The sequence below is a fragment of the Allobosea sp. LjRoot9 genome, from assembly GCF_964252745.1.
GTDB lineage: Bacteria > Pseudomonadota > Alphaproteobacteria > Rhizobiales > Beijerinckiaceae > Allobosea.
The window spans coordinates 168,166-193,086 of the sequence record NZ_CAXUPC020000013.1; the positions used below are offsets into that span (position 1 = coordinate 168,166).

22 protein-coding genes are annotated in these 24,921 nt (G+C 66.3%); 8 read left to right on the forward strand and 14 right to left on the reverse strand.

The genetic code is table 11. The features are described 5' to 3' along the window. The first annotated feature begins 11 nt into the window (after nucleotides 1–11). From ACSQ3P_RS30270 to htpG, 3 genes are all read left to right on the forward strand, one after another. Nucleotides 12–713: a ribonuclease activity regulator RraA gene (locus ACSQ3P_RS30270; protein WP_436169123.1), complete on the forward strand. Its 702-nt coding sequence runs from the start codon at nucleotides 12–14 to the stop codon at nucleotides 711–713. 65 nt (nucleotides 714–778) lie between these two features. Then, nucleotides 779–2,713, forward strand: coding sequence for a methyl-accepting chemotaxis protein (locus ACSQ3P_RS30275; RefSeq protein ID WP_436169124.1), 1,935 nt, complete (start codon nucleotides 779–781; stop codon nucleotides 2,711–2,713). 451 nt (nucleotides 2,714–3,164) lie between these two features. Further along, nucleotides 3,165–5,039, forward strand: coding sequence for a molecular chaperone HtpG (gene htpG, locus ACSQ3P_RS30280; protein WP_436169125.1), 1,875 nt, complete (start codon nucleotides 3,165–3,167; stop codon nucleotides 5,037–5,039). Between the two features lie 134 nt (nucleotides 5,040–5,173). Here the strand turns inward: htpG and ACSQ3P_RS30285 are convergent, their stop codons facing one another. Genes ACSQ3P_RS30285 through ACSQ3P_RS30310 form a run of 6 tightly spaced genes read right to left on the reverse strand, consistent with a single transcriptional unit; the run spans nucleotide 5,174 to nucleotide 9,806 of the window. Beyond that, nucleotides 5,174–6,049, reverse strand: a complete 876-nt coding sequence (locus tag ACSQ3P_RS30285; protein ID WP_436169126.1) for an amidohydrolase family protein — start codon at nucleotides 6,047–6,049, stop codon at nucleotides 5,174–5,176. Between the two features lie 10 nt (nucleotides 6,050–6,059). Beyond that, the gene (locus ACSQ3P_RS30290; protein WP_436169127.1) at nucleotides 6,060–6,869 is read right to left on the reverse strand and encodes an SDR family NAD(P)-dependent oxidoreductase; all 810 of its coding nucleotides are present in this window, start codon (nucleotides 6,867–6,869) and stop codon (nucleotides 6,060–6,062) included. Beyond that, entirely contained in the window at nucleotides 6,866–7,414 is a 549-nt protein-coding gene (locus tag ACSQ3P_RS30295; protein WP_436169128.1) for a carboxymuconolactone decarboxylase family protein, read from the reverse strand. Before ACSQ3P_RS30295 ends, ACSQ3P_RS30290 begins: the two co-directional genes overlap by 4 nt. 9 nt (nucleotides 7,415–7,423) lie before the next feature. Continuing rightward, nucleotides 7,424–8,008: a hypothetical protein gene (locus ACSQ3P_RS30300; protein ID WP_436169129.1), complete on the reverse strand. Its 585-nt coding sequence runs from the start codon at nucleotides 8,006–8,008 to the stop codon at nucleotides 7,424–7,426. Further along, nucleotides 8,001–8,822, reverse strand: coding sequence for an alpha/beta fold hydrolase (locus ACSQ3P_RS30305; protein ID WP_436169130.1), 822 nt, complete (start codon nucleotides 8,820–8,822; stop codon nucleotides 8,001–8,003). The genes ACSQ3P_RS30300 and ACSQ3P_RS30305 overlap by 8 nt, the downstream gene beginning before the upstream one ends. Before the next feature lie 12 nt (nucleotides 8,823–8,834). Continuing rightward, nucleotides 8,835–9,806 carry a Bug family tripartite tricarboxylate transporter substrate binding protein gene (locus ACSQ3P_RS30310; RefSeq protein WP_436169131.1) on the reverse strand — a complete coding sequence of 324 codons (972 nt, stop codon included), beginning with the start codon at nucleotides 9,804–9,806 and terminating at the stop codon, nucleotides 8,835–8,837. A gap of 167 nt (nucleotides 9,807–9,973) precedes the next feature. On the opposite strand from ACSQ3P_RS30310, the gene ACSQ3P_RS30315 reads away from it, so the two are divergent. Continuing rightward, nucleotides 9,974–10,942 carry a LysR family transcriptional regulator gene (locus ACSQ3P_RS30315; protein ID WP_436169132.1) on the forward strand — a complete coding sequence of 323 codons (969 nt, stop codon included), beginning with the start codon at nucleotides 9,974–9,976 and terminating at the stop codon, nucleotides 10,940–10,942. Here ACSQ3P_RS30315 and ACSQ3P_RS30320 read toward each other — a convergent pair. After that, nucleotides 10,912–11,928: a GlxA family transcriptional regulator gene (locus ACSQ3P_RS30320; protein ID WP_436169133.1), complete on the reverse strand. Its 1,017-nt coding sequence runs from the start codon at nucleotides 11,926–11,928 to the stop codon at nucleotides 10,912–10,914. The genes ACSQ3P_RS30315 and ACSQ3P_RS30320 overlap by 31 nt on opposite strands. Before the next feature lie 119 nt (nucleotides 11,929–12,047). Between ACSQ3P_RS30320 and ACSQ3P_RS30325 the strand changes: the two genes are divergently transcribed. After that, nucleotides 12,048–12,878 carry an alpha/beta fold hydrolase gene (locus tag ACSQ3P_RS30325; RefSeq protein WP_436169134.1) on the forward strand — a complete coding sequence of 277 codons (831 nt, stop codon included), beginning with the start codon at nucleotides 12,048–12,050 and terminating at the stop codon, nucleotides 12,876–12,878. A 115-nt stretch (nucleotides 12,879–12,993) separates the two neighbouring features. On the opposite strand, the gene ACSQ3P_RS30330 is transcribed toward ACSQ3P_RS30325, so the two are convergent. Genes ACSQ3P_RS30330 through ACSQ3P_RS30340 form a run of 3 tightly spaced genes read right to left on the reverse strand, consistent with a single transcriptional unit; the run spans nucleotide 12,994 to nucleotide 16,614 of the window. Continuing rightward, on the reverse strand, nucleotides 12,994–13,830 hold the full coding sequence (locus ACSQ3P_RS30330) for an SDR family oxidoreductase (RefSeq protein WP_436169135.1): 837 nt from the start codon (nucleotides 13,828–13,830) through the stop codon (nucleotides 12,994–12,996). A gap of 56 nt (nucleotides 13,831–13,886) precedes the next feature. Continuing rightward, a complete protein-coding gene (locus ACSQ3P_RS30335) occupies nucleotides 13,887–16,130 on the reverse strand; it encodes a molybdopterin cofactor-binding domain-containing protein (RefSeq protein ID WP_436169136.1) in 2,244 nt (747 codons plus the stop codon). Nucleotides 16,131–16,140: 10 nt separating this feature from the next. After that, nucleotides 16,141–16,614: a (2Fe-2S)-binding protein gene (locus ACSQ3P_RS30340; protein WP_436169137.1), complete on the reverse strand. Its 474-nt coding sequence runs from the start codon at nucleotides 16,612–16,614 to the stop codon at nucleotides 16,141–16,143. Nucleotides 16,615–16,851: 237 nt separating this feature from the next. Here ACSQ3P_RS30340 and ACSQ3P_RS30345 point away from each other — a divergent pair, with 237 nt between their 5' ends. Then, nucleotides 16,852–17,745 carry a LysR family transcriptional regulator gene (locus ACSQ3P_RS30345; RefSeq protein WP_436169138.1) on the forward strand — a complete coding sequence of 298 codons (894 nt, stop codon included), beginning with the start codon at nucleotides 16,852–16,854 and terminating at the stop codon, nucleotides 17,743–17,745. A gap of 307 nt (nucleotides 17,746–18,052) precedes the next feature. On the opposite strand, the gene ACSQ3P_RS30350 is transcribed toward ACSQ3P_RS30345, so the two are convergent. The 3 genes from ACSQ3P_RS30350 to ACSQ3P_RS30360 form a co-directional block, all read right to left on the reverse strand. Continuing rightward, nucleotides 18,053–19,150: an ABC transporter ATP-binding protein gene (locus ACSQ3P_RS30350; RefSeq protein ID WP_436169139.1), complete on the reverse strand. Its 1,098-nt coding sequence runs from the start codon at nucleotides 19,148–19,150 to the stop codon at nucleotides 18,053–18,055. A gap of 2 nt (nucleotides 19,151–19,152) precedes the next feature. Beyond that, on the reverse strand, nucleotides 19,153–20,865 hold the full coding sequence (locus ACSQ3P_RS30355) for an ABC transporter permease (protein ID WP_436169140.1): 1,713 nt from the start codon (nucleotides 20,863–20,865) through the stop codon (nucleotides 19,153–19,155). A 147-nt stretch (nucleotides 20,866–21,012) separates the two neighbouring features. After that, entirely contained in the window at nucleotides 21,013–22,341 is a 1,329-nt protein-coding gene (locus tag ACSQ3P_RS30360) for an ABC transporter substrate-binding protein (protein WP_436169141.1), read from the reverse strand. A 314-nt stretch (nucleotides 22,342–22,655) separates the two neighbouring features. Between ACSQ3P_RS30360 and ACSQ3P_RS30365 the strand changes: the two genes are divergently transcribed. Together ACSQ3P_RS30365 and ACSQ3P_RS30370 are read left to right on the forward strand one after the other, a co-directional pair. Then, on the forward strand, nucleotides 22,656–23,300 hold the full coding sequence (locus tag ACSQ3P_RS30365) for a DUF47 domain-containing protein (protein ID WP_436169142.1): 645 nt from the start codon (nucleotides 22,656–22,658) through the stop codon (nucleotides 23,298–23,300). A gap of 11 nt (nucleotides 23,301–23,311) precedes the next feature. After that, entirely contained in the window at nucleotides 23,312–24,325 is a 1,014-nt protein-coding gene (locus ACSQ3P_RS30370) for an anion permease (RefSeq protein ID WP_436169143.1), read from the forward strand. 17 nt (nucleotides 24,326–24,342) lie between these two features. Here ACSQ3P_RS30370 and ACSQ3P_RS30375 read toward each other — a convergent pair. Beyond that, on the reverse strand, nucleotides 24,343–24,921 hold a 579-nt coding region (locus ACSQ3P_RS30375), incomplete at its 5' end, for an NUDIX hydrolase (protein ID WP_436169144.1).

The window sequence follows — 24,921 nt, forward strand, 5'->3', positions numbered from 1 at the left end:
CGACTTTTGCCATGGCAACCAATGCCCAGATCATCGAAATCCTGTCGAAGGTGACGACCGCCACCCTCACCACGATCCTGCTCAAGAAAGGGCTCCGCAACGTCTGGATCCGTGGCACCAAGCCGCTGCGACCCGGCCAGCCGCGCCTCGTCGGACGCGCCTTCACCTTGCGCTTCGTGCCGGCCCGCGAGGATCTCGCCACGCCGGAATCCTGGTCGTCGCCGAAGTCGACCCGCGCCGCGATCGAGGCGATGCCGGATGGCTGCATCGCCGTGGTCGACGCCATGGGCGTCACCGATGCCGGCATCTTCGGCGACATCCTCTGCGCGCGCATGGCCAAGAGGGGCGTCGCCGCACTGATCACCGACGGCGTCGTGCGCGATGTCGCCGGCGTGCTCGGCACCGGCCTGCCGGTCTGGTGCCAGGGCGCAGCGGCTCCCCCCTCCGTCGCGGGCCTGACCTTCGTCAACTGGCAGGAGCCGATCGCCTGCGGCGGCGTCGCCGTCTACCCGGACGACATCATCGTCGTCGATGACGACGGCGCCGTCCTGATCCCCGCCGCTCTGATCGACGCCGTGCTCGAAGCCGCCCCCGAACAGGAGCGTCTGGAAGCCTGGATCATGCAGGAGGTCGAGGCCGGCGCCGCGTTGCCGGGCCTTTATCCGCCCAACGCCGAGAACAAGGCGCGCTACGAAGCCTCGAAGCAGGGCTGACTGCACCTTCAACAACCGGGCGAAACCGCACAAGCGAGCATGACGCGCTCGCGGAGCAGGATGAGATGCGCGAGTTCTTCAAGACACTGACGATCCAGACCAGGATCGCCACTGGGTTCCTGTTCATCCTGGCCATGGCGGGGCTTCTGGGATGGCTCGCAATCTCGTCCTCGCGCGCCTCGCTCGCGCTCTTCCAGCAATACCGGAGCGTGACCGCGGTCACCGCCAGCATCGCCAAGGCGCAGTCGAGCTTCGCCGACGCCCGGCTCGCCGGCGAGGCCTTCACGCTCTCGCTCGATCCCGGCAAGCTCGACGAGGCGGAGAGCGCCGGCAAGGCGAGCCTCGACAATCTCGTCGCCGCCAAGGCGGCGGCAGGAACGAGCGGGATCGGCTCGGTCCTCGGCTCGCTCGACGAACAGGTCGCGACCTATCTCAAGCTTGTGGCGGCGTTAAAGGGCGCGGGCCTTCAGGCCGACGCCTCGCAGGCCCTGATCAAGACAGGCGAGGACAACGCCGCGCAATTGAAGCAGGCGACCGCCGCGCTGGAAACCAAGAGCAGCACTACGGGCCCGGAGATCGAGGAGATCATGGCCGCCTCGTCGCGCTCTGCCCTGATCCTGGTCGTGTTCGTCGTCCTGGTCGGCTGCCTCGTCTCCTTCGTCGTCGGCCGCTCGATCTCAGTGCCGGTACGCCTGATCACCCGGGCCATGGGCAAGATATCGGAAGGCGAGCTCGAAACGCCGATTCCCGCCCGCGATCGTTCCGACGAGATCGGTGGGATGGCCGCCGCGCTCGAGGTCTTCCGCGACAATCTCCAGACGATCCGGACCCTGGAGGTGCAGGAGCGCCGTGCTGCCGCCGAGCGCGCCGCCCGCACGGAATCGATGATCGCCGTCGTCAACGATGTCGGAGCCGTCGTGGCGGCGGCCGCCGCCGGCGATTTCAGCGCCCGGCTCAAGATCGACCATGACGACGCCGAGATGCAGCGTCTGGTCGGCGGCATCAACGAGATCAACACCGTGGTCGACATGGCATTGACCGAGTTCTCGCAGGTGCTGGGCGCAATCGCGCGCGGCGACCTGACCCGCTCGGTCTCGACGCCCTATCGCGGGCGTTTGGCCGAGCTCAACGCCGCCATCAACGAGACGGTCCTGCGCCTGTCCGGCATCGTCTCCGGCATCCAGCAGACGACCTCGCAGGTCTCGATGGCGGCACGCCAGATCAAATCCGGCGCCGAGGACCTGTCGCAACGCGCCGAGGAACAGGCCTCCTCGCTGGAGGAGACCGCCGCGACGACCGAGGAGCTCGCGGCCTCGGTGAAGATCAGCGCCCAATTCGCGGCGACAGCGGCGCTTGCCGCCGGCAGCGCAGCGGAGGTCGCCGAGCAAGGCGGCGGCGTCGTGCGCGACGCCGTGCTCGCCATGGAGCGGATCGAAGCCGCAAGCCGCAAGATCTCCGACATCATCCGGGTGATCGACGATATCGCTTTCCAGACCAATCTGCTGGCGCTGAACGCGGCGGTCGAGGCAGCGCGCGCCGGCGATGCCGGCAAGGGCTTTGCGGTCGTCGCGGGCGAGGTCCGCACCCTGGCGCAGCGGTCGAGCGCAGCCTCGCGCGATATCACGGCGCTGATCGCATCCTCGACCCAGGAGGTCGTCCAGGGCGCCACGCTCGTGCGTTCGGCCGGCACGGTGCTCGAGCAGATCGTCGCCGCCTCCAGGCAGGTCGCGGGCCATGTCTCGGAGATATCGGCCGCGTCGAGCGAGCAGGCGCATGGCATCGAGGAAATGAACCAGGCCGTGACGCATATGGACGGCATGACCCAGCAAAACGCCGCGCTCGCCGACCGGAGCGTCGCCTCGGCGGCGATGCTGGCCGAGCAGATCCAGGAACTCGACCGCCTCGTCGCGATCTTCTCGATCAGCACAGACAATACGGCGTTCAAGGGCGCCCCGGTCACTCAGCTCGACGCCGCCCGGCGCGCCAAGGTGGGTGCTTAGGGGCAATCTGTTCCCCGTCTCACTACAAGCCCTCATCCTGAAGAGCCTGACTTGGCATAAGGTGAGCGTTATCAACGGCTTCCGTTCGCTTTCCATCATCCGCGCCGTCATTCCGGACAAGCCGCGTCAGCGGCGCTGATCCGGAATCCATCGGAGGGCTCCGGAACTTTACGATGGATTCCGGATCTCCGCTTCGCTGCGTCCGGAATGACGGCGTGTAGGCGATCAAGGCTGAGCCGCTGACATCATTGGGTTCATTTCAGGCCAGGCTCTCAGGATGAGGGCATAGCCCGCGTCTCGAAGGATGAGGGCTGTTTGGTCAAATCAACTGTCAGCGCTTCGAGCCCAGATTGCTGCATATGGCCAAGGCTAGTTCAGGCACCTTGAAAATGCGCCGCTTTGCGGCCAAATCGCTGGCCGCGACGATGATCCGTTCAAAGAGCTTTTCAGCATGACCGCCACGACCACCGAGAATCGCAGTTTCGAAGCCGACGTCTCGCGCCTGCTCCATATGATGGTGCATTCGGTCTATTCGGACCGGGACGTCTTCCTGCGCGAATTGATCTCCAACGCCGCCGACGCCTGCGAGAAGCTGCGCTACGAGGCGATCGCCAGGCCCGACTTAATCGGCGACGATCCCAGGCTCGCGATCACGATTGCCGCCGATACCGAGGCCGGCACGCTCGCCATCGCCGATAACGGCATCGGCATGACCCGCGACGAGATGATCGAGGCGCTCGGCACCATCGCCCGCTCCGGCACCCGCGCCTTCATGGACCGCGTCGAGGCGGCCCAGGGCAAGGAGGGCGCGCAGCTCATCGGCCAGTTCGGCGTCGGCTTCTATTCCGCCTTCATGGTGGCGGGCCAGGTCGAGGTCGTCAGCCGCCGTGCCGGCAGCGAGGAGGCCTGGCGCTGGTCTTCCGATGGCAAGGGCGAGTTCTCCGTCGCGCCGGCCGCGCTGGAGGAGGCTCCCGCCCGTGGCACGCGCGTCACCCTCTCGCTGCTCGACGACGCCAAGAGCTATGCCGAGCGCTGGACGCTGGAGCGCATCGTCAAGGCGCAGTCCGGCCATGTCCCAGTGCCGATCTCCCTCGTCGAGAAGCCCGGCACTGAACCGACCTCGCTCGCCGACGGAGCCGCGCTGTGGACCCGGCCGAAAAGCGAGATCAAGCCCGAGGACTATGCCGACTTCTACCGCAGCGTGGCCGGCCAATACGATGAGCCCGCCGCGACGATCCATTTCCGCGCCGAGGGGCGTCACGAATATACCGCGCTCGCCTTCGTGCCGGGCGGCAAGCCGTTCGATCTCTTCGACGCCGACCGCAAGGGCCGGATGAAACTCTATGTGAAGCGTGTCTTCATCACTGATGAGGCCGAGCTCCTGCCGCGCTATCTGCGCTTCGTGCGCGGCCTCGTCGACACCGCCGACCTGCCGCTCAACGTCTCCCGCGAGATGATCCAGGACAGCCCGCTGCTGGGCGCGATCAAGAAGGGCGTGACCAACCGCATCCTTACCGATCTCGGCAAGCTCGCGGAGCAGGATGGCGAGGCCTTCACCAAGATCTGGGAGAATTTCGGCCCTGTCATCAAGGAAGGCCTCTATGAGGATTTCGAGCGGCGCGAACAGTTGCTCGGCCTCGCGCGCTTCAAGACGACGACCTCCGGCGACACGTGGCGCGGCCTCAAGGACTACGTCGCCGCGCTGAAGGAGAACCAGACGGCGATCTACTACATCGCCGGCGACGATCCCGCGCGCATCGCCGCCTCGCCCCAGCTCGAGGGCTTCCGCGCCCGCGGCATCGAGGTTCTGCTGCTGAGCGACCCGGTCGACAGCTTCTGGGTCTCGAACGCGCCCGACCATGACGGCAAGCCGTTCAAATCCGTGACCCAGGGCGCGGCCGATCTCGGCCTGATCCCGCCGCTCGACGGCGAGGCGAAGCCGCAGCTCGAAACCAGCGTCGAGGTCGCGGCGTTGCTCGACGCGATGAAGCAGACGCTGGCGGCCGAGGTCGAGGATGTGCGCGCCTCCGACCGTTTGACCGACAGCGCGGTCTGCCTCGTCGCGACCGATAAGGGGCCAGACCGCCAGTTCGAGCGCCTGCTCTCCGCCGCCGGCCGCCTCGACGGCGCCGCCAAGCCGGTCCTCGAGGTCAATCCGCAGCATGAGCTGATCATCCGCCTCGCCGGATCGCAGGACGAGCCGCTGCGCAGCGACATCGCCCATCTGCTGCTCGACGAGGCGCGCATCCTCGATGGCGAGCGGCCGAGCGACGCCAAGGCCTTCTCCGATCGCCTGACCCGGCTGATCGCCAAGGGGCTGGCCTGAACGCGGCCGCGCCGAGAGCGTTTTCGAGCGAAGTGGATACCGGTTCGCGTGAAGAGAACGCGTTAAAACAAAGGTCTAGAGCAGGATACGAAAAAGCGGGAACCGGTTTTTTGCATCCTGCTTTAGCGCGCAGTTCAATCGAAGTTGAACAGCGCCTGGGGGTTATCGACCAGCATCAACTGGCGCTCGCGCGAGCCGGGCGCGATCTCCGTCAGGAGGTCGACGAGGTCGCCATCATCCGGCATCGGCCCGTGCAGGTTCACATGCGGCCAGTCGCTGCCCCAGAGCATGCGCTCGGGCGCATGCCGGGCAAGGCTCGTCGCGATCGGCAAGGCGTCGCGAAAAGGCGGCCCCGCAACTGAGAGCCGGTCGGCGCCGCTGAGCTTGAGCCAGACGCGGCCCGTGTCGATAAGACGCTTCAGCGCTGCGATGCTCGGGCCGTCCGGCCCCTCCGCCAGGGGCGGCCGCGCCATATGGTCGACCACGACAGGCGCCGCGATCGAGCCGATGAAACCCTCCTGCGTGACGATGTCATGGCCGGCGACATGGATCGCGACATGCCAGCCGAATGGCGCGACCTTGGCGATGATCTCTCGCATCGCCGCAAGATCGGGCTGGCCCCCGAGATGCGTCAGGAAGTTGAAGCGGACGCCGCAAATACCGGCGGCGTCGAAGGCCGCGATCTCGCTCTCCGTGCAATCCGGCTTCAGCAGCGCGACTCCTCGATAGCGCCCCGCGCCCTCGGTCAGCGCGGCGAGCAGCGGGCGATGATCGAGGCCATGCCCCTGGCTCTGGACGATCACGGCCCGGGCGATGCCGAGATGGTCGTGCAATTGGCGCAGCGCCGTCTCGGGCGCGGCATTGGGGGTGAAGCTGCGCTCGGGCGGCAGCGGAAAGCGGTCGAAGGGACCGTAGATATGGCAATGCGCGTCGCAGGCGCCGGGCGGCAGGGCGAGGGTCGGCTTGCGCGGGTTGGGGTTCGGCGGCGGGCCGTCCGGCTTCGGGGTCATTGTAAAATCCTCAATCGCAGCGCGCGGTCATGCCGCCATCGACGATAATCTCGGTGCCGGTGATGAAACGGGCCTCGTCGGAGGCCAGGAACAGCGCCGCATGGGCGGTGTCGCGCCCGTCCCCCATGAAGCCGAGCGGAATGCGGGCGACGCGGGCTGCAAGCAGCGCCGCGACATCGCCGTCGGCGCGTTGCCCGGCCAGGCGCGCCTCGACCATCGGCGTGTGCATCTGGCCCGGCACGACCGTGTTCACGCGGATGCGCTTGGGCGCGTATTCGACCGCCGTGACCCGCGAGAACTGGATGATCGCTGCCTTGGCCGCGGCGTAGCCAACCTGCGCCGCGCCGGTCCAGCGCAGGCCCGAGGTCGAGGCGGTGTTGACGATCGCGCCGCCGCCATTCGCCTCCATCACCGGGATGACATGCTTGCAGGCGAGGAAGACGCTCGACAGGTTGAAGTCGAGCTGGCGACGCCAGCCCTCCTCCGACAGCGCCACCGCCCCGCCCGGCGCCGAGCCCCCGACATTGTTGACGAGGATGTCGACCGTCCCGAAGGCCTCGCGGCAGGCCTGCACCGCCTTTTCGAGCTGCGCGCTGTCTGTCGCGTCGCAGAGATGGGTCGCGATCGTGCCGCCAGCCTCCTCGGCGCGCGTGACCGTCTCGGCCATGGTCTCGGCTGCGAGGTCGAGCGCAAAAACCTTCGCCCCTTCGCGCGCAAACAGCACCGCCGCCGCGCGGCCATTACCCCAGCCCGGCCCGACACAGCCTGCGCCGGTGATCAGCGCGACCTTGCCGGCAAGACGCCCCGCCCTCGCCGTCATGGTTCCAGCTCCGGCGCTTCACCCGCGGGCAGGCCGATCTCGAAGGCGTTCAGCGTCATCGAGACCAGCGTGTAGTAGCCGAGCACGCCGACGAGCTCGACCACGCCGGCCTCGCCGAGCTCGCGCACCGCCGCGGCATGCACGGCAGCGGGAACCACGTGCGTCTCGTGCAGCGCCATCGCGTAATCATAGACGGCCCGCTGAGCTGGCACCGCGAAATCCGGTGTCTCCCGCCTGGCGATCGCCGCCACGACCGCCGGGTCGAGACCCGCCTTCAAGCCCTCGCGCTTATGGACGAACCATTCGTAATGCGAGGTCCAGCGCCGCGCTGTCACCAGGATGGCAAGCTCCGAAAGCAGCGGCCCGAGGCTCGTATCGTAGCGCAGGAATTCGCCGAGCCGCTGGGCCCGAGCGCCAAATTCCGGGCTGTGCAGCCAGGCCCGCAGCGGCGCCGGAACGCGCCCACGCTTGCCCGAGGCCGCCTCCTCAGCGACGCGACGCTGCGCCTCATTCATCTCCCCGGGAGTGAAATCCTTGATACGCATGCGTTTGCCTCAATCACGCCGATAGGGAGCATAGAGGTTGAGCAGTTTTGCGCCGTGCCCGCCTGCGATGGCGAATGCGGCCTCGACCCGCTCGAGACCAACAGGACGCGAGAAGGCGGCCAGCAGCCACAAAGCCCCAGTCGTATCGCGGAACAGGCGTAGCTGGCTCAAGCCGTCGAGCCCTGTGCCGGCCTGGAGCAGCGCCTCGATGGCCGCATCATCCGCCCCGGGATATTGCGCCACGCAGAGGCGCGCGATCTCGCCCACGGGCAGAGCCAAAGCGCCTCCGGGGTGAAGCTGCTCGGCGACGACCCGTCGCCGCCCGATCATGCGCGGCAGCAGGCGCTTGCTCCAGGGCGTGGAATTTCCTCCGGAGACGGCGGCGTATTCGGGCGTCGCCAGCGCCCCGACGGAATTCAGATCGTAGATCGCGAGCCAGCGCGGCCAGCCCGACAGGCAGACCCAGCGCGAGGCGCTCTCGAAACCGGGCAGGCCGCGCCGCTGCGGAAAATGCTCGCTGTCATACCAGTCGTTGAACTCCTCCTCGAACGCGGCGGGAGGCTCCATGGCGACGAGCAGCAGGCCCTTAGACATGCGTGCTCTCCGCGACCGGCTTGAGGCTGCCGGCATGCCTCGCCAGGAACGGCACGAGCTGCGCCGCCATCGCCTGCGCGGCCTGCACCGGCATCAGATGCCCGCTCTCGATCGTCGCGAAGTGAGCATGCGGGATCGCGTTCGCCGTCGCCTCGACCTCGGCGGGCGGGCGCAAGAGATCGTGCCGGCCGGCAAGGACGAGGCAGGGCATCGTCAGGGATGGCAGACGTTCCGCCACCCGCGTCCCGGCCAAGGCGGCATTGGCCATCGCATAGCTCTCGGGATCATTGGCGAGGAAGCGCTCGCGATAGGCCTCGAAAGTCGTCCTGTCGCTGCGCAATGCCTCCGGATAGGAGCGGGCCAGGCTCGCCTCGACGATCGCAGCCATGCCATCGCGGCGCGCGCGCCTGGCGCGCCGGTCGAGATAGGCCTTGCGCTCCGGTGGAACCGAAAGCGCCGGCGCACACAGGGCCAGCGCTGCGACGACGGCCTCGTCGCGCGCCGCGTAAGCCACCGCGATCGCAGCCCCGGCTGCGGCGCCGGCAAGCACGCAGCGCGGGCCGAAGCCGGTCACCGTGACAAGCCCCGCGAGGTCGGCCGCATGATCCTCGATCGAGAGTGCCGCAGGCCTGCGGCTCGATCCGCCGGCGCCGCGCTGGTCGTAGCGCAGCACCCGGAAATGCGGCGTCAGCAAAGGGAGCAGCGCATCGAAGCTCTCCAGAGCGCCGCCGAGCTCGTGGATCAGCACAAGATCCGGCCCCTCTCCGCTGATCTCGTAGCGAAGCTCGCAGGAGCCAAGCGATGCGACAGGCATGAAACTCACGCCTCAATTCGTCTTGATGTTCGCCGCCTTGACGACGGCTGCCCATTTGTCGATCTCGCCGGCGATATAGGCGGCGAATTCCTCGGGCTTGTTGGCGACGACGATCGCGCCCTGCAAGGCAAGCTTGTCCTTGACCTCGGGCGAGCGCAGCGCCCCGACCAAAGCGGCATGGAGCTTGTCGACGATCGGCTGCGGCGTCGCGCGCGGCGCCACGATGCCGTACCAGTTGTCGGCGACGACCTTGGGCAGGCCCAGCTCGGCTGTTGTCGGCAAATCGGGCAGGCTCGGCGAGCGCGTGGCGCTGCCGATCGCGATCGCCTTGATCGTGCCGGCCTGGACATGCGGCAGCAGCACCGCGATATCCATGAACATCAGTTCGACCTGCCCGGCGATCAGATCGGTCACCGCTGGCGCCGCACCGCGATAAGGCACATGCGCCATGTCGACCTGGCCATATTGCTTGAGCAGTTCACCGGCGAGATGCGGCATGCTGCCGGCGCCGGACGAGGCGAAATTCAGCGTGCCGGGCTTGGCCTTCGCCAGGGCCAGCAATTCGGGCAGGGTCGTGACGGGCACCTTGGAGCCGACGACCAGCAGTTCCGGGACGCTTGCCGCCAAGGTCAGCGCCCGCAAGTCCTTGCGCGGGTCGTAGCCGATCGCCTCCTGCATGCTGACGCTGATCGCGAGTGCGCCGGCCGTGCTGATCCCGATCGTGTAGCCGTCGGGCTCCGCCAGCGCGACCGCCTTGGTGCCAACGGCCCCGCCTGCCCCGGCGCGATTGTCGATGACGACCGACTGCTTGACGATCGCCTGCATCCTCTCGGCGACGGCCCGCGCGATCGTATCGGCCGGCCCGCCCGCGGCGAAGGGCACCACGAGCCGGATCGGCTTGCTCGGAAAGGTCTGGGCGCTGGCCGCCTGGGCCAGCAGCATGGCGGCCATCACGAGCCAGCCGCAAAATCTCGCCTGCATCATCATCCCTCCCCTGGGAATCGTCTTTGCCGCTCTTCCGGCGGTCCGATCGATCTGCCGACTCTGGCAGGAGAGGCGCAGCGACGCCAAAACCATGTTGGAATGGCCAGCCATGCCGTGACGGCATGGTTTTGATCTCTTATGCTCCCACGGCAATTCGGAGAGGGCGCTTGGATTCCCGCAAGCTCGGATATTTCGCCAGCGTCGCGCGCGCCGGCAGCTTCAGCCGCGCCGCCGAGGAATTGCGGATCGCGCAGCCCGCGCTCAGCCGGCGCATCCGCGAACTCGAGGACGAACTCGGCCAGCCGCTCCTCGTCCGCCATGGCCGCGGCGTCCGCCTGACGGCACTGGGCGCGAGCGTGCTGCAACGGGCCGAGGAGATCGAGCATCTGCTGGCCCAGATCAAGACCGATGCCCGCCAGGACCGCCCTGCCCTGCGCGGCACGGTCTCGCTCGGCCTGCCACCGGCGGCGGGACTTTTACTCGGCCCGCCCTTGGCCGCGCATATGGCGCAGGCCTATCCCGAGATCGTCCTCAATCTGCGCGAGGGCGTCAGCTCCCTGATCCATGAATGGCTGGCGGAAAAGCGCATCGATGTCGGCCTGGTCTACAATGCGATGCCGGTCGACGGCTTCCGAATCGTGCCGCTGCTGCGCGAGCGCATGGTGCTCGTCGGCCCGCCCGGCGACACGCGCAAGATCGGGGAGACGCCGGAGATCCGCATCAAGGACATCGCCGGGCTGCCCTTGATCATGCCGAGCCTGCCGCACAACAACCGCCGGGTGCTCGAACAGGCGGCGGCGCGCCATGAGGTCCGGCTCGCCATCCGCTCAGAGGTCGACAGCGTCGCGTTGACCAAGGCCATGGTCCGCGTCGGGCAAGGCTATACGATCCTGACCCATGCCTCCGTCCAGGCCGAGGTCGCGCGCGGCGAGCTCAGCCGCCGCGCCATCGACAACCCGCCGATCCTCGCGACGCTGGCGCTGATCATGCGGCAGAGCACGCTCGCCGAGCCGCTGGCTCGCCAGCTCGGCGCGGAAATCGAGGGTCTGCTGGCAGGTCTCTGCGGAACCGAGGCCTGGCCGGGGGCGACCCTGATCCCCCCGGTTCAGGCCGCGACGCCGAAGCGGCGGCGATAATCCGCCGGCGCGAGGCCGGTGACGCGCTGGAACAGCTTGCGGAAGGCCGAGGCATCGCCATAGCCCACCTCCCAGGCGATCTGCGCGACGGGGCGGCGGCTCTGCTCGAGCGCCTCGCGCGCCCTGGCGATCCTGACATGCTGGGCATATTCCGTCGGGCGCAGGCCGGTCGCCTTGCGGAAGCGGCGCAGGAAGGTGCGCTCCTCGAGCCCGGCGCGCGCCGCCAGCGTCGGCACGGCATGGTCCTTGGCGCCCGTCGCCTGGAGCCAGTGCTGCACCTTCAGCACCGCCGCATCGCCATGGTCGAGGCGCGGCACGAAGCGGCCATAGGGCTGCTGCGCCCGTCCCGGCGGGTCGATCAGCAGGAAGCGCGCGGTCTCCAGCATCACGCTTGGCCCCAGCAGGCGCGCGACCAGGGTCAGGCCGAGATCGGTCCAGGCCAGGATGCCGCCGGCGGTGATGATGTCGCCCTCGTCGATCACCATGCGATCGCTATCGACACGGATCGCCGGGAAGCGCGCCGCCAGCGCCTCCGCGAAGGCCCAATGCGTCGTCGCCTCGCGGCCCGCGAGCAATCCGGTCTCGCCGAGCAGGAAGGCGCCCGCGCAGACCGAGCACAGCGTCGCCCCCTCGCCATGGCGCTCGGTCAGCCAGGCCGCGAAGCCCGCCATGGGCTGCATCCTGGCCGGCATCACCAGGCTCGGCGGGGCGATCAGATGGCCGAGCTTGTGCGCCGGGCTCGGATGGCTGTCGAAGACGCATTCGACTGCCGTATCCCCCTGCGTCGCATGCTCCTGAGCCGCGTTCTCTTGCACCATCTGCCGCCAATGGCTGACGCGGATCGCGGGCGCCTGCGGATCGCCATGCGCCGCGCTCATGTCGCTGGCGATGCGGAACAGATCGGTCAGGCCATGGACGGCCGCCAATTGCACATCGGGATAGAGCAGCAGCCCGATTTCGGCTTTGATCCTCTGAGCAGTCGTCATGCTGTCAGTTTCACCTCGCATAATGTCGGTTCCGCCAAGCGGCAGCATGCAACGGCGCGGCTATACCGTCTACATCGCGGGCGGCGATCCCACTGCCCGGCAACTGAAAGGACCAGACGATGAGCACGATCACCACCCGTGACGGCACCGAGATCTACTACAAGGATTGGGGTCCCAAGGCCGCGCAGCCTATCGTCTTCCACCATGGCTGGCCGCTCAGCGCCGATGACTGGGACAACCAGATGCTGTTCTTCCTCGAACAGGGCTACCGGGTGATCGCGCATGATCGCCGCGGCCATGGTCGCTCGACCCAGACCGCGACCGGCAACGAGATGGACACCTATGCCGCCGACGTCGCCGAGCTTGCCGCTGCGCTCGACCTCAGGAACGCCGTCCATATCGGCCACTCCACCGGCGGCGGCGAGGTCGCCCATTATGTCGCCCGCGCCGAGCCCGGCCGCGTCGCCAAGGCGGTGCTGATTGGCGCCGTGCCGCCCGTGATGGTGAAGTCAGAGACGAACCCCGGCGGCCTGCCGATCGAGGTCTTCGACGGCTTCCGCGCCGCGCTCGTGGCCAACCGCGCACAGTTCTACATCGATGTCCCCGCCGGCCCGTTCTACGGCTTCAACCGGGCAGGCGCGACGGTTTCCCAGGGCGCCATCGACAATTGGTGGCGGCAGGGCATGATGGGCGGCGCCAAGGCCCATTACGATTGCATCAAGGCCTTCTCGGAGACCGATTTCACCGAGGATCTGAAGGCGATCGACGTGCCGGTCCTGATCATGCACGGCGACGACGACCAGATCGTCCCGATCGCGGATTCGGCCCTGCTCGCCGCCAAGCTGGTGAAGAACGGCACGCTCAAGATCTATGAAGGCCTGCCGCACGGCATGTGCACGACCCATCCGGACATCATCAATCCGGATCTGCTCGCCTTCATCAAGGGCTGATCTCCCGCAGCAAAGCAGCCTCGGCTCGATGAGCCGGGGCTGCTGGGCAGGGTCGAATTGGCTTCGTTTGCGCGGTCCTGCCCCTTCCGGCGAGCCAGCGGCCTGGCCACTGCGCTCAGAAAGAACCATCCGTGGATGTGGACAGCGCCTCATGGGTGTGCACCTCCGCGATCCGCCCTTCGAGGGCAGGCATCGCCGCCGCAAGGGCATCGCTGCCGGCAAGGAACTGCTTGGGCGGGTTCTCCATCCCGGCGATCGTCACGAGGACATCGCTGAGCTTGGCGGGGTCGCCCTGCTGCTGGCCGTCATAGCCTGACCACATCGCCTCGGCGCTGCCCTCAGTGGCGTAGTCGGCGATCGAACTCGTCGCGTATTTCGCATTGCCGGCATCGAGAAGATCCGTGCGGAAGAAGCCCGGCGCGATCGTCGTGATCTTGATGCCGAAGGGCTCGACCTCCTGCGCCACCGCCAGCGACAGGCCCTCGACCGCGAATTTGGTCGCGCTATAGGCGCTGCAATGCTTGAAGCCGATGACACCGGCGAGCGAGCTGATGTTGATGATGCGGCCCGAGCGCTGCCTGCGCATGACCGGCAGGACCGCGCGCAGAACAAACATCACGCCGTAGAGATTCGTCGCCATCAGGCTCTCGATCTCGGGCGTGCTCAACTCCTCGAAATTGCCGAGCAGGCTGTAGCCGGCATTGTTGACGAGCACGTCGATGCGCCCGAACGCCTTGATCGCGTCTTCGACTGCGGCCTGCGCCTGCGCCTCATTGGTCACGTCCAGCGCGACGAAGGCGATGCTCTCGCTCCCGATATCGCTGAGCGCCTTGCGCACCTTGTCGAGATTGCGCCCCGTCGCGACCACGCGGTCGCCGGCCTTGACCGCCGCTCTTGCGGTTGCGGCGCCGATGCCGCTGCCCGCCCCGGTGATGAACCAGGTTTTGCTCATGTCGAACTCCTGTCGCAGGTCGGGGGCGCCCGACCTGCCTTTGTCTTTGTGCCGTCTCAGGCGAGGTTGAAGGGCAGCTGGCGCAGCGGCTTGCCGGTCAGCTGTGCGATCGCATTGGCGAAGGCGGGAGCCAAGGGCGGCAGGCCGGGCTCGCCCATGCCGGTCGGCGGGTCGGCGCTGGGCACGATGTGGACCGCAAATTCGGGCGCGTCGGTGATGCGCGCCACCGTATAGTCGCCAAAATTGCTCTGCTCGACGACACCGTCCTTGAGCGTGATGGCGGAGCCGGCCAAGCACATCGACAGCCCCATGACGGCCGCGCCCTGGACCTGCGCCTCGACGCTGCGCGGATTCACCGCGAGATTGCAGTGCACGCCGGAGGTGACTTTGTGCAGCACCGGCTGGCCGTCCTTGACCGAGGCCTCGACCACATAGGCGACGACAGAATCGAAGGATTCATGCACGGCGACGCCCCAGGCCCGCCCGGGCGCGAGCTTCGTCTTGCCATAGCCGCTCCTATCGACCGCGAGTTGCAAAGCCGCGCGGTGGCGCGGATGCGTGTCGCCAAAGAGCTGCATGCGATAGGCGACCGGGTCCTGCCTGGTGGCGCGGGCGATCTCGTCGAGCAGCGTCTCCATCACGAAGGCGGTGTGGGTCGAGCCCACGCTGCGCCACCACAGCACCGGCACATTGAGCTTGGGGTGGTGCACGGTCAGGCGCATCGGCAGCGGATAGGGATCGCGCATGCCTTCCGTCGCCGTGGCGTCGATGCCGTCCTTGACCTGGAAGGCGCCGAACACGGTCCCCGTCGTGATCGACTGGCCGACGATGACATGGTCCCAGGCCAGCACCTTGCCCTTGTCATCGAAGCCGATGCGGGCACGATGTAGATGCATGGGGCGGTAGTAGCCGCCCTTCATGTCGTCCTCGCGGCTCCAGACCGTGCGTATCGGCGCATCCAGCCCCGCCGCGCGCGCCGCCCTGGCGATCACGCAGGCCTCGACCGCGACATCGCTGGTGCTGGAGAAGCGCCGGCCGAAGCCGCCGCCCGACATCAGCACATTGACCACGACCTGCTCCGGCTTGAGGCCGAGCGCCTTGGCCGCCGCGCCGGCATCGAGCCCGGCGCATTGGCTGCCCATCCAGATCTCGGCGCGATCATCTGCAAGCCGGACGGTGCAGTTGAGCGGCTCCATCGCGGCATGAGCGAGATAGGGAAAGACGAACTCGGCCTCGATCCGATGGGGCGCGGTCGCCAGCGGGGCCATGTCGGCCTCCATCTTGCGCGGGCCGGATTGGCCGGCGAGCTCGCGGTACTGGGCGAGCTGCCTTTCGCTGTCGACTTTCTCGACTTTGGAGGTGTCCCATTCCAGCTTCAGGGCGTCGCGGCCCTGGGTTGCCTGCCAGTAGCCGTCGGCCACCACGGCCACGCCCTCAGCGCCGCCGTCCAAGGCTACGCGCAGCACGGCCTTGACGCCCTTGACGGCGCGCGCAGCGCTATCGTCCACCGACGCCAGCCGGCCGCCGAACACCGGCGGGCGCGCCACCACGGCGGTCAATTGACCGGGCAGCCGCATGTCGATGCCGAAATCCTGCCGTCCGCTGGTCTTGGCCTGCGCATCCAGGCGCTGCGTCGGTCGGCCAATGATGCGGAAATCCTTGGGGTTCTTCAGCGTGACCTTTTCGGGCACCGGCAGCGCCATGGCGGCCTCCGCCAGTTCGCCATAGCCGGCCTTGCGGCCGCCCGGCCCGAGCACCGTGCCGGATTGGGTGCGCAAGGTTGCGACGTCGACCTTCCAGCGCATTGCTGCCGCGTTCAGCAGCATGGCGCGAGCCCGGGCGCCGAGCTCGCGATACTGCGTGAAGCTGTTCTTGATCGTGTGCGAGCCGCCGGTGAGGTGGATGCCGAAGAGCGGGTCGGCATAGGCCATGTCGTTGGTGCCGTGCCGGCTGCGCACCAAGCTCCAGTCGGCATCGAGCTCCTCGGCCAGGATCATCGGCAGGCCGGTATTGACGCCCTGACCGAATTCCAGCCGGTTGATGGTGACCGTGACCTCGCCATTCCCGGCAATCTGCACGAAGGCCGAGGGCAGCTGCGTCGGCTTGAGGGCGCTCGCGGCCGCTCCGCCACCAGCCGCCTGGCCCATCGCGATATGGGGAAAAGCGCCGAGCGCAAACCCGCCGGCTCCGGCCAATTTCAGGAAGCTGCGGCGCGGCAGCGTCGCAGGCGCCGGCTGGTCCCGCTCGATCAGGCGCTGCAGGACGCGCGGCAATTCGCTGTAGTCGATGTTGTGCAACATGACGGCTCCTTCAGACGAGGGCGCGGGAGGCATCCGCCACAGCGGAGCGAATCCGGGCATAAGTGCCGCAACGGCAGATATTGCCCGTCATGGCCTCATCGATCTCGGCGGGGCTCGGCTGCTTGCCGCGCGGCAGCGATTTGAGAAACGCGGTCGCGCTCATGATCTGGCCGCTCTGGCAGTAGCCGCACTGGGCGACGTCATGCTTGACCCAGGCCGCGTGCACGGCCGCGCCGACACGGTCGGCACCAGCGGTCACGGCCTCGATCGTGGTGATCGCCTTGCCCGCGGCCTCAGAAATCGGCGTGCTGCAGGAGCGGATGGCCTCGCCGTCCAGATGCACGGTGCAGGCCCCGCATAGCGCCGCGCCGCAGCCGAATTTGGTGCCGGTCATGCCGAGCGTATCGCGCAGGGCCCAAAGGATAGGCGTGGCCGGGTCGGCGTCGACCGCGTGCTCACGGCCGTTGATGGTGAGCGCAATCATGGCTGGCCGGTTCTCCGTAGGTTGTGCCGCGATATCGCCCAGGCATGGCGGGCCGTGTCGAAACGGCGGGCGGTCGGATGATCTGCTCGCCCCCGGCGCCTGATTGGCGGTTTCCACGCCGCAGCTGCCGGGCTTGGCGTTTGCGTGACGCCTGCCTCGATGAGGACGAAACTAGCTCTTCCGGCCGCACCGGATTAGATGGGATAATCCGCATAGGCTTAGAAGTGGATTTTCTGAATGCGCCGGGAGAACGTGAACGACCTCCTCGGCTTCATCGCGGTGGCGCGCGAGCGGAGCTTCACCAAGGCAGCCGCCAAGCTTGGCGTGTCCCAGTCCGCGCTGAGCTATACCATCCGCATTCTGGAGGCGCGGCTTGGCCTTCGGCTGTTGACCCGAACGACCCGCAGCGTCTCCTTGACCGAGGCCGGAGAGCGCCTTCTCCACAGCATCGGGCCGCACTTCGACGAGATCGAAAGCGAGATTTCAGCGCTCAACGCATTGCGCGACAAGCCGGCGGGAACCGTCCGCATCACGACCGTAGAGCATGCGGCAGAGACGATTCTCTGGCCCGCAATGGCGAGGCTCCTGCCGGAATATCCCGACATCAACGTCGAGATCATCAACGACTACAGCCTGATCGACATCGCCGCCGAGCGTTATGATGCCGGCGTGCGGCTCGGCGGCGATGTCGACAAGAATATGATCGCGGTGCGCATAGCGCCTGATTTCCGCGTGGCGGTCGTGGCAGCGCCGTCCTACTTCGAGACTCGGCCACAGCCCCTTGCACCCCAGGATCTGACCGAGCATTCCTGCATCAATCTACGCCTGCCGACCCATGGCGGGTTCTACCTTTGGGATTTCAGGAAGGACGACCGAGAGCTCAGGGTCCGCGTCCAGGGGCGGCTCGTCTTCAACGCCGTGGCGATGATCCGGCATGCCGCGCTTGAGGGGCTGGGCCTAGCCTATCTGCCGGAAGACCTGGTGGACACGGCCATTCAGGAGGGCCGGCTGCTGCGCGTTCTCACCGATTGGTGCCCACCACGACCGGGCTATCACCTGTACTATCCGAGCCGCCGCCAACCCTCGCCTGCATTCTCGCTCGTGGTGGATGCCCTGCGCCAACGCGCTTGAATTTGACTGGCTTCGAAGGCTGGATGAGCGCGAAATAGGCTGCCCTCAACACTCCAAAAGTGAACCGCTAGAAGCGCTGCGGATAAGAGAGCCCTTTTTGGGCGCATTGTCGAGCTTTGGGCTTGGCGCCGCCCTCCGCCAAGCATGCGAAGATGCCGATAGCGGCAGCGTCTCTGCGGGCAGCGGTCGACGAACAGGATCGATAAGCATCGACGCGCCGCCCGCGATGACACCTCAGCCCTGCGCGCGCCTTGAAACCTCTGCCCAAGCGGCCGATGGGTCGCAATGTTCTGGAACGGTGAAAAAACTACGCAGCAAGCCAGAGCAGCAAGCGTTGAGGCAAGGTAAGCGTTGCGGCTTCCCCGATCTCCAAAAGGTCCTCACCGGATTGGAACGGCACGTCGACGAAGACCTCGGTGGCGCCAATGCTGACTCCATAGCGGACGCTCGCTCCGAGGAATTCGCGATGTGCGATCACGCAGGGCAATGCCAAGGCATTGCCTGAGGGTGTCTCGGGACCAGTTAGCCCGGCATGCTGCGGCCGAAACACCAGCTTTGCGCCCTTGGGAACTATCGCGTCGCTCGCTATTGGCACCCTGATCCCGCCGTCGATCGCGAAATGGCGTTCGGGGCCGGAGTCGACGATGCCGCCAGCGAGGATGTTGGCCGTGCCCAAGAAATTTGCGACGAAGAGATTGGCCGGTCGCTCGTAGAGTTCCATCGGCGTTCCGACCTGCTGGATGACACCGTCATTCATGACCGCGATGCGGTCGCAGATCGTGTTCGCCTCCTCCTGGTCATGCGTGACAAAGATCGTGGTCAGGCCGAGCCTTCGCTGCAGGTCGCGCAATTCGCGGCGAACCTGCACGCGCATCTTGGCGTCGAGGTTCGAGAGCGGCTCGTCCAGCAGGAGCACTTTCGGCTCGACCGCAACCGTGCGCGCCACCGCAACGCGTTGCTGCTGGCCGCCGGAAAGCTGCGACGGGCGCCGCTCGCCGAGATGGCCCAGGCCGACAAGATCGAGCGCGATATCGACGCGGCGCTCGATTTCGGCGCGCGCCACGCCGCGTTCCTCCAGACCGAAAGCGACGTTCCTTCGAACGGTCATATGCGGCCAGAGCGCGTAGGATTGGAAGACCATGCCGACATCGCGTTTCCAGGGAGGCAGATTCGAGATGTCCTTGCCGCCGATCATGATGCGGCCGGTATCGGCCTGGTTGAATCCGGCGATAAGCCTCAGAAGCGTGGTTTTCCCGCAACCGGAGGGACCGAGGAAGGCGAAGAATTCGCCGGGCTGAATGGTGAGATTGACGTCCTTCAGGACGTGGTTTGCGCCGTAGGAGAGGTTTATGCCTTCGATGTCGACGGCGAGCGCCGGTGTGGAAATCGATGCGATGGCGTCCATGGTCAGTGGCCCATTCCCTTGGCCTTCTGGCTGCGTTCGATGATGAGATGGGAGAGGAAAGTGCAGAGTGCCACGAGCAGGACCGCGACGACGCCGAGCGCCGCACCCGGCCCCCGGCCTGCCGCCGATTGCATGAAGACGTAGAGGCCATAGGCGAGCGGCGCGTCTGAGTTCGACTGGACCAGCATCAGCGTCGCCGAGAGCTCGACGGCGGCCGTCGAGAACGAGGTGACGAAGCCGGCGAGGATGCCGCCCGCCATCAGTGGCACGACGACGCGGCGCACCGTGCGGGCCTTGGTCGCGCCGAGGTTCTCGGCCGCCTCCTCCAGCGAGACGGAAATCTGCTGAAGCGCGGCATGACAAGCCCGCAGGGCATAGGGCAGGCGCCGGATGGCGAGCGCCAGCACGATCATGATCCAGAGCGAGGCGAGCGGCGTGCCGTCGGGCAAGGTGACGCCGTAGAACGTCCGCAGATAGCCGATGCCGAGCACGACGCCGGGAATGGCGAGCGCCGCCGACGCGGCCCAGTCGAGCCATTCGCGCCCGACGAGCTTCGTACGCAGCACGAGATAGGCGATGGCGACGCCGAGCACGACGTCGATGCCGCCGGCGATCGAGGCATAGATCAGCGTGTTCTTGATGTAGAGCGAGCTCTCACCGAAGACGCGGGCGTAATGCGCCGCCGTGTATGCGTCCGGCAGAGGCGAAAACGACCAGATCGTCGCGAAGGACAAAAGCAGCAGGCCCAGATGCGGCGCCAGCACCAGCGCCAGGATCAGGATGACGACACCGTAGCCGAACACCGCCTCGAAGGGCGTCATCACCCGCCGGGCGAGGCCGCCGCCGCCGCGCTGCGTCGTAGAGTAGTCGCGGCCCTTCAGCGCCAGCGCCGAGAGCCACATCGCCATGACCGAGGCGACGATCAGCACGACCGAGATGACATAACCCATCGGATCGGCGATTCCGATCGAGGTGACGCGCAGATAGGCCTGCGGCGCGAGCATGTCCTTGACGTTGAGCAGCAGCGGCGTCGCCAGATCGTCGAAGACCTTGACGAAGACGAGCGAGGCGCCGGCGAGATAGCCCGGCATGGCGAGAGGGAAGACGATGCGGCGGAACAGCCGAAAACCGGACGAGCCGAGATTCTGCGCCGCCTCCTCCATCGCCCGGTCGATGTTGCGCAGCGCGGCCGAGAGATTGATCAGGATGAAGGGGAAGTAGTGGACCGACTGAACGAAGATGACCCCGTTCAGCCCCTCCATAAAGCCGATCTTGAAGTCGAACCAGTCGTCGAGCAGCAGATTGACCGAGCCGTTGCGGCCGAAGAAGAGCTGCATTGCGACCGCGCCGACGAAGGGCGGCATGATCAGCGGCAAGAAGCCGAGCGTCTGCACGAGGGCTGCGCCGCGAAAGGCGAAGCGCGTCGTCAGATAGGCCAGCGGCAAGGCGAAGACCGAGGCCCAAACCACCGACATCGCCGAAACATAGAACGAGTTCCACAGCGAGCGCATGAACAGCTCGGTCCGGACGAAATCGTAGAAATTGACGAGCGTGAACGTGCTCGTGCCCTTCTCGGTGAAGGCGACATAGAGCACCGTGGCGACCGGCAGCACCAGGAACAGCCCCAGGAACGCCGCGATGGCGAGCGCCAGCGCGATCTGGCCGGGCGTGGCCATGAAGCGTTTAGCGCTGACTGTGGCGAGGATGGCGGTCATGAGGGCCTGTCGTTACGTGTCATCCCGCACGCAGTGCAGCGGCGCAGATGCGGGACCGTCATCTGAAAGAGGCAGCGTCTCGTCGCGCGGTCCCGTTTCTGCGCAGCAGCGTTCCACCCTGCTGCGCACACGGGATGACACGCCTCATCACCGCGCCGCCTTTAGCGCCTCTTCCGCCTTCACCTTCGCCTTGCCGTAGTTGTCTCGGGCAAAACTCGCCCACTGACTTTCGACTTCGGCCTGGCGCGAGCCCTTCTCCTTGGCGCCGGTGAAGGCGCCACGCAATTCGGCACTGGCGGCCTGCGCCTCGGTGACGGGAAGCGCCGCGATCAGGCTGCGGGCCTCGTCGGCCAGCGCCTTGGCCTGCGGGTTGGGCTTCCTGGCGAGCGCCGCATCGATCTCATGCAGGGTCTTGGTGACTCCCTTGAGCGCGTCGAGCTGGAACGAAATCAACTGGTCGAAGAGCGTGTCGACGACCGCCGTGCGCGTCTCCGACTTGTCGACATCGAAGCCAATCATCTTCTGGAAGCGCGGATCGGTGAAGGGGTTGGGATAGTCCGCACCGGCCTTGGCGTAGACAGCCGGGTTGACCGGCAGGCGGCGGATGCCGGGCTCCAGCAGCACCTCCTGCCCGCTGGGCGAGAGCAGGAATTCGATGAAGGCCTCGGCGGCTGCCTTGTTGGGCGCGTTCGTGACGATGCCGACATTGGCGGGCACAACCGTGGTCACGCTCGGGTAGACGAATTTGACCGGGAAGCCCGAGGCCTGCGCCGAGAAGGCGAAGAAGTCGATGACGATGCCGACGCCGACCTGACCGGAATTCACCGCCTCGGGCACGCCGAAGGAACGGTCAGTGATCGTGCGGAAATTGCCCGACATCTCCTTGATGGTGCGCCAGCCCTTGTCCCAACCTTCGCCCTGCAGAATAGTCTCGATCGTCAGATGCGTCGTGCCCGAGCGAGCAGGCGATGCGATCGAGACATGGTCGTAGAAAACCGGCTTGGCGAGGTCCTGCCAATCCTTGGGTTCGGGCAGCTTGTTGGCCTTGGCGTAACGCTCATTCCACATGATGCCGTAACCCGACGCCGCAAAGCCTGAATAGAAGCCCTGCGGATCATTGATCGGGTAGGAGCCGATCTTCTCGGGGATGCCGGTCGCCCTGGGCTTGTAGGCGGTGAGCAGCTGCTTGCCCTTCAGCACCTCGAAAGCGTCAGGCGCCGAGGCCCAGAACAGGTCGACCTGGTTGTTGGCCCTGGTCTCCTCCAGATATTTCACGCCTGCATTGGTGTTGCGGTTCTGGACCTCCAGCGTGACGCCGGGCATCGCCTTCTCGAAGGCCTTCTTGATCGGGTCGGTGACATCTTTCGAGAAGGATGTCACGACCGTGACCTTGCCCGCCGGCGCCTGAGCGAAAGCGGCGGAGGTCGCAAGACTGAAGCCGAGCGCGGTCGCGAGCGCGATCCTGCGTGTGATCATGTCGTCCTCCCAATTATTGAACATCGCCGACGTCGAGGTCGGTCGAGATAGCCCGGACCGCATGTCCATGCGGCGGCAAGTCATAAAGCTGTCACAAAACCTGACCCGATGTCATCCCGCTCCTTGTGATGAAAAGCGGCTGGATCGTCAGCGTTTGATGCCGCGTCCATCCTTTCCGACGATTCCTGATCGTTTGTACTTGCCTCGACCTGTCCGGCCGGAGAGATCCCGATTGGCGCGAAGGTCGCTTTACAGCCAAATCGCAAGCGCCTATCGCCATTTGTGACAGTTCACCGATGGAAGACGAGGCTCTGATGCTCGGCTGGTTTCAGAAGCTCCTTCCCAGGGAGAACAAATTCTTCGACCTGTTCGAGAGCCACTCCGTAGCGCTCGTCGCCGGCGCCAAGGCCTTGAACGGACTGCTTGCCGGCGCGGTGTCTGTCCCGGAAGGATGCGCCGAGGTCATCGCCCAGGAGAACCGCGCCGACGAGATTGCCGGCCAGGTGATGCTGGAGGTCGGACGAACCTTCATCACGCCGTTCGATCGCGGCGACATCGAGGAACTGATCGGCACGATGGACGATGCCATCGACCAGATGCAGAAGACCGTGAAGGCGATCACGCTGTTCGAGGTCGGGAGCTTCGCGCCCTGCATGAAGGATCTCGGCATGGTGATCCTCCAGGCGTCCGAGCGCGTCGCGGTGCTGCTGCCGATGCTGCGTGACATCAAGAAGCACGCAATCTCGATCGGCGCGCTCGCGAAGGAGATCGGGGCGATCGAGGAACGGTCCGACGAACTCTACGACGAGGGGCTGAAGGCGCTCTTCAAGGCGCACCAGACGTCGGACACGATGTCCTTCATCGTCGGAGCGGAGATCTACGATCATCTCGAGAAAGTGGTGGATCGCTTCGAGGACGTCGCCAAGCGCGTCAGCCGCATCGTCCTCGAGCATCTCTGAGCGGCGCGCTCGTGGACATCGTCAGCGTCACCCCCGCCCTGATCTTCCTGATCGCCGTCGCGCTGCTGTTCGATTTCCTGAACGGTCTGCACGACGCCGCCAATTCCATCGCGACGATCGTCTCCACCCGCGTGCTGGCGCCGCGCTGGGCCGTGTTGTGGGCGGCTTTCTTCAACTTCATCGCCTTCCTGTTCTTCGGCCTGCACGTGGCCCAGACGGTCGGCTCCGGCATCATCCAGGCGGCGATCGTCGACGACCGCGTCATCTTCGGCGCGCTGACGGGCGCAATTGTCTGGAACGTGGTCACCTGGATCGCCGGCATCCCCTCGAGTTCGTCGCATGCGCTGATCGGCGGACTGGTCGGCGCTGGGCTAGCCAAGGCCGGGTTCTCATCGATAGTCTGGTGGGGCCTCGGCAAGACCCTCGTTGCAATCTTCATGTCGCCGGCCATCGGCTTCGCGCTGGCGCTACTTTTGGTCCTGATCGTCTCCTGGGCTTTTCTGCGCGTCGCGCCGATGAAGGTCGACAGCACCTTTCGTCTCCTGCAGTTCGTTTCGGCCTCGCTCTATTCGCTCGGGCACGGCGCCAATGACGCGCAGAAGACCATGGGCATCATCGCGGTGCTGCTGTTCTCGCATGGCATGATGGGTGAGGCCTTTTCCGTGCCGTTCTGGGTGGTGATCTCCTGCCAGACGGCGATGGCGCTGGGAACGCTCTGCGGCGGCTGGCGCATCGTCCATACGATGGGCTCGAAGATCACCCGACTGTCACCGCAGCAGGGCTTCTGCGCCGAGACCGGCGGAGCGATCACGCTGTTCATGGCGACCTATCTCGGCATCCCGGTCTCGACGACGCACACCATCACCGGCGCCATCATTGGCGTCGGCGCCGCAAGACGGGTGACTGCGGTGCGTTGGGGTGTGGCGCGCGGCATCGTGTTCGCCTGGATCGTGACGATGCCGATGGCCGGACTGGTCTCGGCGATCGCCTATGCTGCATCGGGCCTGTTCCTGACGGGGCGCTGATCGGCTACGCCTGACGGTCAGCCCAATTTGAGCGAGCGGATCGCCGCCTTCAACCCCGGCTCTTCGACAATGTCGGCGGCGTCTTTCTGTGAGAACCAATGCGACTGGCGCTGGTCGCTTTCTGCCCAGTTTTCAAGGCGCCGTTCGGCCTTGAGGAGGTAGAGCGTCACTTTGCACAGCATGAAATGATCCTCCATCCGTTTCCAGTAGATGTAGCGATCCAAGGGTTTCTTGCGGACCTTGCCGATTATCCCGGCTTCCTCGCGCGCTTCGATGGCGGCCGCCTCATGCCCCTTCTTGCCTTTGATCCGCCAGCCTTTGGGAACGGTCCATCTGCGGGTCGTGCGTGTCGTGACGAGCAGAATCTCCGGCTCTCCGGAGGGCGAGCGGCGCACCGGCAGGGCGGCGATCTGGGGACGCGGCTTGCTCGATGCACGCTTCATCTTTTTCATAGAATCGCGGGCTCTCTCCAAGCAGAGAACCGTATATTCTGGAGCCGGCAAATCAATAGCGGCGCAACGTCCGCTGTTGACGCTGGAATCGCCTTTTAGTTTCTGGCAAACCCTTGGAAATTCTGGCTTTCCGGCAAGATCGAA